Annotated in this window: 9 protein-coding genes and 1 pseudogene; 9 read left to right on the forward strand and 1 reads right to left on the reverse strand. The window is 41.8% G+C overall.

Translation table 11 applies throughout. The annotated features are described in order from the left end of the window. Positions 1–1602, reverse strand: coding sequence for a 2-isopropylmalate synthase (leuA, locus tag BM329_RS08135; protein WP_092551451.1), 1602 nt, complete (start codon positions 1600–1602; stop codon positions 1–3). A gap of 1236 nt (positions 1603–2838) precedes the next feature. Between leuA and leuO the strand changes: the two genes are divergently transcribed. The 9 genes and pseudogenes from leuO (at position 2839) to ftsL (ending at position 10254) form a co-directional block, all read left to right on the forward strand. After that, complete coding sequence (gene leuO / locus BM329_RS08140; protein ID WP_092551454.1) at positions 2839–3786, forward strand: transcriptional regulator LeuO; 948 nt, start codon at positions 2839–2841, stop codon at positions 3784–3786. Between the two features lie 166 nt (positions 3787–3952). Beyond that, on the forward strand, positions 3953–4156 hold the full coding sequence (locus BM329_RS15300; protein WP_177216223.1) for a hypothetical protein: 204 nt from the start codon (positions 3953–3955) through the stop codon (positions 4154–4156). 20 nt (positions 4157–4176) lie between these two features. Continuing rightward, positions 4177–4347, forward strand: a pseudogene (locus BM329_RS15305) (long-chain fatty acid--CoA ligase); the annotation flags it as partial. Positions 4348–4565: 218 nt separating this feature from the next. Continuing rightward, positions 4566–6293, forward strand: a complete 1728-nt coding sequence (gene ilvI / locus BM329_RS08150) for an acetolactate synthase 3 large subunit (RefSeq protein ID WP_092551457.1) — start codon at positions 4566–4568, stop codon at positions 6291–6293. A gap of 2 nt (positions 6294–6295) precedes the next feature. After that, positions 6296–6787 carry an acetolactate synthase small subunit gene (gene ilvN / locus BM329_RS08155; protein ID WP_177216224.1) on the forward strand — a complete coding sequence of 164 codons (492 nt, stop codon included), beginning with the start codon at positions 6296–6298 and terminating at the stop codon, positions 6785–6787. Between the two features lie 88 nt (positions 6788–6875). Further along, positions 6876–7883: a catabolite repressor/activator gene (gene cra / locus BM329_RS08160; RefSeq protein WP_092551461.1), complete on the forward strand. Its 1008-nt coding sequence runs from the start codon at positions 6876–6878 to the stop codon at positions 7881–7883. Positions 7884–8531: 648 nt separating this feature from the next. Next, positions 8532–8990 (forward strand): division/cell wall cluster transcriptional repressor MraZ, encoded by a 459-nt coding sequence (mraZ, locus tag BM329_RS08165; RefSeq protein ID WP_092551464.1) that lies wholly within the window; start codon positions 8532–8534, stop codon positions 8988–8990. Between the two features lie 2 nt (positions 8991–8992). Then, positions 8993–9937: a 16S rRNA (cytosine(1402)-N(4))-methyltransferase RsmH gene (gene rsmH / locus BM329_RS08170; protein WP_092551467.1), complete on the forward strand. Its 945-nt coding sequence runs from the start codon at positions 8993–8995 to the stop codon at positions 9935–9937. Then, a complete protein-coding gene (gene ftsL / locus BM329_RS08175) occupies positions 9934–10254 on the forward strand; it encodes a cell division protein FtsL (protein WP_177216226.1) in 321 nt (106 codons plus the stop codon). The genes rsmH and ftsL overlap by 4 nt, the downstream gene beginning before the upstream one ends. Positions 10255–10269: the final 15 nt, after the last annotated feature.

The following is a 10269-nucleotide window of genomic DNA, read 5'->3' on the forward strand; positions in this document are numbered from 1 at the left end:
TTATGCAGTTTCCTTAGAGTTGTCTTGAGTATCGTTAGAGTTGTTATTGTGAGTATTACACTGAGATATACGCTGCTTCTCTTTTTCTACTTGTTCCGCCTGCCAGATGCTGTTCAAGACGTGGATCATGGCTCTGGCTGAAGATTCAATGATATCTGTTTCCAGCCCCATTCCGTGGAAGCGACACCCAAAACATTCCACGATAATATCAACTTGACCAAGGGCATCTTTCCCATGCCCCTTACCGGATAATTGGTAGGAGATTAATTTAAGCGGATAATCCGTAATGCGGGCGATGGCCTGATAAATAGCATCAACAGTACCGTTACCCGTAGAGGCTTCAGATTTGACTTTATCACCGCAGGCCAGGCGTACGGTTGCCGTAGGTACGACATTGGTCCCGGACTGGATGCTGAAATAATCCAGTCGGTAATGTTCATGTGTTTGCTGTTGTTGATTGATGAACACCAATGCTTCCAAATCGTAATCAAACACTTGTCCTTTTTTGTCTGCCAATTTTAAGAACGCTTTATACAAGGAATCCAGATCATAATCATTTTCCAGATAGCCCATCTCTGACATGCGGTGTTTCACTGCCGCCCGTCCAGAACGTGAGGTCAGATTTAATTGAGTATCTTTCAGTCCGATAGATTCTGGTGTCATGATCTCATAAGTTTCACGATTTTTCAGGACACCATCCTGATGGATGCCAGAAGAGTGAGCAAACGCATTACTACCAACAACGGCTTTATGGGCAGGGATAGGGGTATTGCAAATTTGGCTAACCAATTGGCTGGTACGGTAGATTTCTTGATGGTTGATATTGGTATGAACGCCCAACATTTGCTGGCGTGTTTTGATAGTCATGATCACCTCTTCCAGCGAACAGTTACCGGCGCGTTCCCCCAACCCATTGATTGTTCCTTCGATCTGTCGGGCACCAGCCTGAACTGCGGTAATTGAGTTAGCCACGGACATGCCCAAATCATCATGGCAATGAACAGAAATAATTGCTTTATCAATATTGGGTACACGCTCAAATAAGGTACGGATAATCCCGCCGAATTGATAAGGTGTGGTGTAACCCACAGTGTCGGGAATATTAACTGTGGTTGCACCTGCCTTGATTGCTTGTTCGACAATTCTGCATAAGTTGTCGATATTTGTGCGACCCGCATCTTCACAGGAAAATTCAACGTCATCGGTGTAATTACGTGCTCGTTTGATGGAGTGGACTGCCATTTCAACAACATCATCAAAAGTTCTTTTTAATTTATGTTCAACATGCAGGCTGGAGGTAGCCAATACCATGTGCAGGCGAAAGGCTTCGGCGACTTTCAAAGCTTCGGCAGCAACATCAATATCATTGTCAACACAGCGGGATAAAGCACAGATACGGCTATTTTTAATTTCACGTGCGATTGTTTGAACGGATTGAAAATCTCCCGGAGAAGAAACAGGAAAACCCGCTTCAATAATATCGACTCCCAACCTTTCCAACGCATAAGCGATTTGAAGTTTCTCTTTTACACTCAGGCTGGCTTGTAATGCCTGTTCGCCATCACGCAATGTGGTATCGAAGATGATAACTTGCTGGCTCATGTTGTTGTACTCCTGTCAAATAGGTTAAGCGATAATGTTTTGTTTTTTTAGGCGCCGAGCAGATAAAAAAACCCGCGCGGTGCGCGGGTTTTTTGCTTTCTGATGGAGGTTAACTTAACTTTGTTTTTCACCTACCAGCACACCGCGCACATTAAAGGCGATTAGTAGTAGGCTTAGCAGGCGAATTAAGTGAATCATGTAAGATAACCTTTATGAATTTGTTAATTTACTTTTAATTATCAGTGTATTTTTTATAAATATGTCATTTTAAAAATAATGTCAAGCTATATGAGTAGAGATTTAGCGTGAATCCTGTTCGTTGTTGATTCCTAATTGGGCATATTTTGGGCTTGGTGACTATTTTTTACATTTTTAGCGATGTTTTTATCTATTTTTCATATCTATATATGGAGTAAAATTCGGCTCTGATGGATACTAAATGTAGTATCTGTTGTTTTGTACAGTCGTTTTTATATGATTTTTATGCGATTGCTGTTTTTAATCTGATCGCTTTTAAACCCAGCGTTTAAATCAATTGATTAAATATGATTGGCTAAATGCAGATACGAGGTTCTAAGGAACAAGGATAAGATGAATGTTCACCATAGTGTGTTTAGATTAAAAAATGTGTGTTTAGATTAAGAAATCATAACTATATATACACAATGGATTTCAAGTTGCATCGCGACGGCAAGAGAGCAAATCCCCGGGAGTATAGATAACTATGTGACCGGGATGAGCGAGCGCAGCCAACAAAGAGGCAGTTTGAAAGACGAAGTGTATAGAATATTAATAAGTTGTATATCAATATATTGGAAGAGCGAATTTCTGATTAATACTTCGGAGCATTTTCCCAATAGATAATATTAATAGAAAATTATGATAACTAGTCATAATGCAGGCATTTTATTATGAATTTTTTCTGACCTTCATTTTGTCATTATTGACTGAACGTTTTGAAAGTAAGTTGTTAATGTAAGTTGAGTTATTTCTATTCATATATAACGCATTGATATTCATGATTCTAAAAATATTACGGATATGTAAATAATAAAACATTGGTTATGTATATTTATTTTTTGTACAAGGATGAATCTCAATTTAATTTACAAGAATTGGGGTAATTGATCTTATTAATTGGCAGAACTGTTTTTGATGTCAAAATGTTGCGTTTGAGAATGGTCAATCTGCCATTATTTAATGAGATCACTGCTATAAGTTTAGTGGAGTGAAATAATGGCTGAATACAACTCAGTAACTACAGGAAGAAAAGAATCATGCGATGTTCAACTGCGTAGTGTTGATCTTAATTTGCTTACTGTTTTTGATGCTGTAATGCAGATGCAGAATATCACGCGCGCAGCTCAGGCGTTGGGAATGTCACAGCCAGCTGTCAGTAATGCTGTAGCACGTTTGAAGACGATGTTTGATGATGAATTATTTGTCCGTTATGGTCGGGGAATTCAGCCAACAGCGAGAGCAAAACAGCTCTTTGGGCCACTCAGACAGGCACTTCAAATTGTTCATAATGAATTGCCCGGGGTAGGATTTGATCCCAATAACAGTACAAGGGTGTTTAATCTTTCTATTTGTAGCCCTCTTGATATTCGCTTGGCTGCTCAAATCGTTGGGAAAATTAAAAAACATTCTTCAAATATCGAAGTTGTCATTAGAACACAAATTAGTGATGATATAGAGAAACAATTAAAATATCAGGAAATAGAATTCGTTCTCAGTTATACCCAATTAGAACAGTCTGATTTCAATAATTATCCGTTGTTTAATGATGAATTGGTTCTGGCAGTTTCTAAACATCACCCAAGAATTGGTAAGCGAATTGCTCAGCAACAATTGTTGGAAGAAAGACACGCCATTGTTGCATTGGATAATGTAGATTCATTCAGTAAACCTTACTATGAAGGTAATGAATTATTGCGTTCTGTTTCTTATCAAGGAACGGACTTAAATAGTGTATTGAATATTGTCTCTCAGACTTATTTAGTGGCTATCGTGCCAAAATGGATGGTTGAACATTATTCCGAACAGTTAAATATTTGTTCGGTTCCTTTACCTAATGGGCAGATTTCTCGTCCTTGCTATTTGATTTGGCATAGCTCAACAGATCAGGATAAAGGTCATCAGTGGATGAAATCGCTACTGAGCCATCTTGGTGAACGAGAATAAAATAAAACACGCTAGAGCCTATTCCAATATGTTGTCGGAGTAAGGCTCTTGGCCAACATTTTCTTTGGTGGAATATATCTGTTCTCTTCCAGCTTGCTCCTTTGCCGCAATATTTATCCCTGATTATCCATAGTTGTTCGGTAAATTCTGTAAATATGATATCGCAGTGACACTGATAGAACTGTGTTCCAAACTCACTCATCTTATTGTTATGGATGAATCTGTGGATTTGAAAGCGTATCCGCAGGCACAGTATTTATCTACCTGCATGACCGAAACCTGCGCCACGGTGTCTTGCTGGGAAGAAAAAGCTTATCTTTTAGGCTCAATTGGCGCCCCATTACTCGGTAATGAAGACATCAACAGGTAAATATATCGCCCCACAAATGATTGAAGGAAAAACAGAAAAACATCGCTAAGTTCCATCAAGTTAAACGGTTCATTCTTTTGCCAGAAGCTTTTTCTATGGAGAAAGGGGAGTTAACGCCGACATTGAAATTATGTCGCAAGGTTATCTCACAACGTTATCATCGCGAAATTGAGTCTATGTACCGGAGTTGAAGACAGATAAAAAAATCGGCTTTCCATTAAAAAAATGTTTCCAGTATGTGAATTCATGTTTGCTAAGGTTTATATCTAACGTTATGTTAGTTAACTTAACGTTATAGGATAGCGTTAGGAACTCATATAAATAGAAATGGAATAAGTAAGGCTATTTTAGTAATAACCTTATTAAATTCAGACGATTAACTTGCAAACAGAGCCTGGAGGCAAACTCAATGGAGATGTTGTCAGGAGCCGAAATGGTCGTCAGATCGTTAATCGATCAGGGCGTCGAACACGTGTTCGGTTATCCGGGCGGGGCGGTCTTGGATATCTACGATGCCCTGCATACGGTTGGAGGGATCGAGCATATTCTGGTTCGCCATGAACAGGGGGCTGTCCATATGGCGGATGGGTATACTCGTTCTACGGGAAAAGTCGGGGTTGTTTTGGTAACATCCGGGCCAGGAGCAACAAATGCCATCACGGGAATTGCAACGGCATACATGGATTCAATTCCCATGGTGGTCCTGTCTGGTCAGGTTGCCAGTTCCCTGATAGGCAATGATGCTTTTCAGGAATGTGATATGGTGGGAATTTCCCGCCCGATTGTAAAACACAGTTTTCTGGTGAAAAAAGCAGAAGATATCCCAGACACAATTAAAAAAGCTTTCTATCTGGCTGCGACTGGCCGACCCGGGCCTGTCGTTATCGATTTTCCCAAAGATACCGTCAATCCTGCATTGAAATTCCCGTATGTGTACCCTGAAAAAATCAAAATGCGCTCTTACAACCCCACTGTACAGGGGCATAAAAGACAGATTAAGCGTGTATTGAAAACCTTGTTGGATGCGAAGAAACCCGTGATTTATGTGGGGGGAGGCACCATCAATTCGGAATGTTCAGCGGAATTGATGAAACTGGCTGAGCGTTTTCATATTCCCGTCGTTAGTTCATTAATGGGATTGGGGGCATTTCCCGCAACTCATCGGCAAAATCTGGGAATGTTGGGAATGCACGGTACTTTTGAAGCGAATAAAGCCATGCACAATTCCGATGTGATTTTTGCGGTGGGAGTCCGTTTCGATGATCGTACAACCAATAATCTGGACAAGTATTGCCCAGAGGCCACTGTGTTACACATTGATATCGACCCGACTTCAATTTCGAAAACGGTGAGGGCGGATATCCCTATCGTCGGGGATGCCAAACAGGTACTCGGCCAAATGTTGGAGTTGCTGGATTCCACAGAAGATACCCAAGATTCGGATGCTCTGAAAGACTGGTGGCTTTCCATCGATCAGTGGCGTACCCGCAAGTGTCTTGGTTATGATCGCACTACTGCGAAGATCAAACCACAAGCTGTAATTCAAACGCTTTACCGCTTAACTGACGGGAAAGCATATATCGCGTCAGATGTTGGTCAGCACCAAATGTTTGCAGCCCTGCATTATCCATTTGACAAGCCGAGACAGTGGATCAATTCCGGTGGTTTGGGAACCATGGGATTTGGCCTGCCTGCCGCGCTCGGTGTGAAGTTGGCAAAACCTGATGCCACAGTGGTATGCGTGACTGGTGATGGCAGTATCCAGATGAATATTCAGGAATTGTCCACCGCTTTGCAATATGGTTTGCCTGTTTTGGTGCTGAACCTGAATAACCGTTTCCTGGGAATGGTAAAACAGTGGCAAGATATAATATATGCGGGTCGCCATTCTCAATCTTACATGGAATCTTTGCCGGATTTCGTCAAATTGGCGGAAGCTTACGGTCATATTGGCATTTCTATCCAAACTTACGATGAGTTAGAAACAAGACTGGCCGAAGCACTGACTGAAGTCACAGCAAACCAGCGTCTGGTCTTTGTGGATGTGACCGTTGATGAAACAGAGCACGTTTATCCAATGCAAATCCGTGGAGGAGCGATGGATGAAATGTGGTTAAGCAAAACAGAGAGGACCTGATCATGCGCTGGATTTTGTCTGTATTACTTGAAAACGAATCGGGAGCATTATCCCGCGTGATTGGTTTGTTTTCTCAGCGGGGTTATAACATCGAAAGTCTGACAGTCGCGCCGACTGAAGATCCAACATTGTCACGTATGACTATCCAGACCAAAGGTGATGCCAAGGTACTGGAACAAATTGAGAAGCAACTGCATAAATTGGTGGATGTGCTGCGAGTTAATGAATTAACGGCAGGGCATCATGTTGAGCGTGAAATTATGCTGGTGAAGCTACAAGCCAGCGGATATGGTCGGGAAGAGGTTAAGCGCAGTACGGACATTTTTCGCGGGCAGATTGTTGATGTCACATCAACGCTATATACCGTCCAATTAGTTGGCACGAGTGAGAAATTGGATGCATTCCTTGATTCGGTGAGGGATATGGCTGAAATTGTGGAAGTTGTGCGTTCAGGTATTATTGGTGTCTCCCGTGGAGATAAAATTATGCGATAAAAAATCGTAATCTGCGGGTTAAAATACAGATATTTACTGAGCCCTACTGTAAAGTAGGGCTTTTTCATCATCTTACTGAGGGGTTAATGTGAAACTGGATGAGATCGCCCGCTTAGCAGGTGTTTCACGTACTACGGCCAGTTATGTCATCAATGGCAAAGCCAAGCAGTATCGGGTCAGTGATAAAACAGTAGAAAAAGTGATGGTGGTGGTCAGAGAGCACAATTATCATCCTAATGCTGTAGCCGCTGGTCTTAGGGCGGGGCGCACCCGTTCAATTGGTTTAGTCATACCCGATTTGGAAAATACGAGTTACACTCGGATTGCCAATTATCTTGAACGTCAGGCACGCCAGCGTGGATATCAGCTCTTGATTGCATGTTCTGAAGACCAATCTGATAATGAAATGCGCTGCGTTGAACACCTTCTGCAACGTCAGGTTGATGCTATTATTGTTTCCACGGCCTTGCCTCCTGAACATCCTTTCTACCAGCGCTGGGCAAACTGTTCATTGCCTATCATCGCGCTTGACCGTGCATTGGACAGTGAGCATTTTATCAGTGTTGTTGGGGATGATCTTGAAGATGCAAAAATGTTGGCACAGGAATTGCGAAAATTCCCGGCAGAATCTGTACTTTATTTGGGGGCATTGCCTGAATTATCAGTCAGTTTTTTGCGTGAACAGGGTTTTCGTGAATCATGGCAGCACGATTCACGTGAAGTAAATTATTTGTATGCTAATAGTTATGAGCGTGAAGCGGCGGCTGAAGCTTTTGCTTCATGGCTGGAAACCAACCCAGTTCCTCAGGCGCTGTATACTACTTCATTTGCGTTGCTTCAGGGAGTCATGGATACCATTCTCAAGCGCAGCGGTCGTTTACCAAGCCAGTTGGTTATTGCTACATTTGGTGATCATGAGCTGCTCGATTTTCTTGAGTGTCCGGTCTTGTCTGTGGCACAGCGTCATCGTGACGTGGCTGAGCGTGCCCTTGAATTGGTATTGGCCAGTTTGGATGAAAAACAACGTCCAACGCCCGGGATAACCAGAATACGCCGCCATTTATGCCGTCGTGGTAAGTTGAGCCGTAAAGCCTGATTGAGTACCCTCATTAAAGATGAGGGTGCTATTTGCTCTATCTAAATCACTAAAATACATGTGTTGATGTAATTTTGAGACTATTCTGACTAAAATTTTCCTAAATAGAGTATAGTGACCACTATAACTGATAACACATTATTAAAATTAACAAATAGAAAAATTGCTCACTAAATACCATGTTATTTATATGGTTTACTTTTTATTTTAGAGCTTCTCGTTATTCTTTTGATATTTAATAGCTTTTAATCCTAATGCTCGCAATAGGTTTCATATTATTATTATTTTTTAATGCTATTATTACCTAAATATATCTTTATTATTGATAGATTTTATGCGGTTAACAATTGTCAGCAATGAGATGTGACTTGCATAAATTAATTAAAGTGGTAATTTTTTGTTCTAAGCTCACAGTCTAAGAAGGCTTTCTCCAGGCTTATTAAATTATTCAAAATTATCATGATGTTATACATTTTTAATATAGTTATAATTGAAAAATCCATCTTTTTCTCTCCTGAATCTTTCTGTAAATCTAGCTAAAGCGCATCGGCTCTGGCTTGACAAGGTTTTCATACCATCCGTAAACTCTTAATTGTGGTGATTTGTGGGATAATGTGGAGATTTCGGCCATCAAGGGGTAACCTGAGTATGTTTCGTGGAGCAACGCTGGTTAATCTCGATAGTAAAGGGCGGCTCACTGTACCTGCCCGATATAGAGAAACGCTGAATGAGGAGTCTGTAGGCCAAATGGTTTGTACCATTGATCTCCATCAGCCGTGCCTGTTGCTTTATACATTACCCGAATGGGAAATCATCGAAGAAAAATTATCTCGCTTATCCAGCATGAATCCAACCGAACGTCGTGTTCAACGTTTATTATTGGGACATGCCAGTGAATGTCAAATGGACAATACAGGGCGTCTTTTATTAGCTAATACACTGCGTCAGCATGCAAGGCTAACAAAAGAAGTCATGCTGGTTGGGCAATTTAATAAATTTGAATTGTGGGATGAGCAAGTTTGGTATCAGCAAATACAAAGTGATATTGCGGCTGAGCAGTCCACACAAGAACCTTTATCTGCAAGGCTACAGGATTTATCACTATAAACATGGCAAATAGTCATTTTAAGCATACCAGTGTATTACTGGATGAAGCTGTCAATGGACTGAATATTCAAGAAGATGGAATTTATATAGATGGAACATTCGGGCGGGGGGGACATTCTCGTCTGATTTTATCTAAATTGGGACCAAATGGGCGTTTAATGGCGATTGATCGTGACCCACAAGCCATTGAAGCTTCGAAGACCATTACAGACGAACGCTTTTCTATCACACACGGGCCATTTTCTGAATTGGCAACTTATGTGGAAAACGCAGGTTTGGTTGGAAAAATTAATGGAGTATTGTTGGATTTAGGGGTTTCTTCCCCACAACTGGATGATCCTGAGCGCGGCTTTTCATTTATGCGTGATGGGCCATTGGATATGCGGATGGACCCTACACGCGGGCTGTCTGCTTCAGAGTGGCTGATGAAAGCGGAAGCAGAAGACATCGCTTGGGTACTGAAAACATTTGGTGAAGAACGTTTTGCCAAGCGTATCGCAAGGGCCATTGTGGCACGCAATCAGGAACAACCGATTACGCGAACACGGGAACTGGCAGAGCTTATCGCTCAGGCAAGCCCTGTTAAGGAAAAGCATAAACATCCGGCAACACGCAGCTTTCAGGCTATCAGGATTTACATAAACAGTGAACTGGAAGAGATTGAACGTGCATTGGATGGTGCATTGCGCGTTCTGACACCACAGGGGCGATTATCTGTCATCAGTTTCCACTCGTTGGAAGATCGCATAGTGAAACGTTTTATCCGGCAAAACAGTCAAGGACCACAGGTTCCAGTCGGTTTGCCTCTCACTGATGCACAATTAAAAGCGCTGGGAGGACGAAGTTTGAAATCGATTGGCAAAATGAAGCCCTCAGAGGATGAAGTGGCTGCAAATCCAAGAGCGCGAAGTTCGATTTTGCGGTTTGCTGAAAAGGCGGATGAATAATGGCTGGTGAACGTCATGGGCTAGTCGGGGTTATTGGCAAAGATTTACTTCGTAATGCCAAGCTCCCACTAGTTTTACTGGTGTCTGTTGTAGTTTCAGCCATTGGTGTTGTGACGGTCGCACATGAAACCCGTTTATTGACTGCGGAAAAGGAGCGTCAGGTAATTCAGCTTGATGCTCAGGATATTGAATGGCGTAACTTGCTCCTTGAAGAGAATGCTCTGGGTGATCACAGTCGGGTTGAAAGAATTGCAACTCAAAATTTGCAGATGCAACACGTTGATCCAGCAAAAGAAAATATTGTGATAACTCATTGAGTCCAGTTGACAACC

Origin of the sequence: Xenorhabdus koppenhoeferi, assembly GCF_900116635.1 — a bacterium.
Classification (GTDB): Bacteria; Pseudomonadota; Gammaproteobacteria; order Enterobacterales; family Enterobacteriaceae; genus Xenorhabdus; species Xenorhabdus koppenhoeferi.

Bases quoted from the DNA above. Each gene is read 5' to 3' on its own strand.
- ilvN (WP_177216224.1), top strand. From the start codon at position 6,296: ATGCGCTGGATTTTGTCTGTATTACTTGAAAACGAATCGGGAGCATTA.
- leuO (WP_092551454.1), top strand. From the start codon at position 2,839: ATGGCTGAATACAACTCAGTAACTACAGGAAGAAAAGAATCATGCGAT.
- mraZ (WP_092551464.1), top strand. From the start codon at position 8,532: ATGTTTCGTGGAGCAACGCTGGTTAATCTCGATAGTAAAGGGCGGCTC.
- rsmH (WP_092551467.1), top strand. From the start codon at position 8,993: ATGGCAAATAGTCATTTTAAGCATACCAGTGTATTACTGGATGAAGCT.
- leuA (WP_092551451.1), bottom strand. From the start codon at position 1,602: ATGAGCCAGCAAGTTATCATCTTCGATACCACATTGCGTGATGGCGAA.
- ilvI (WP_092551457.1), top strand. From the start codon at position 4,566: ATGGAGATGTTGTCAGGAGCCGAAATGGTCGTCAGATCGTTAATCGAT.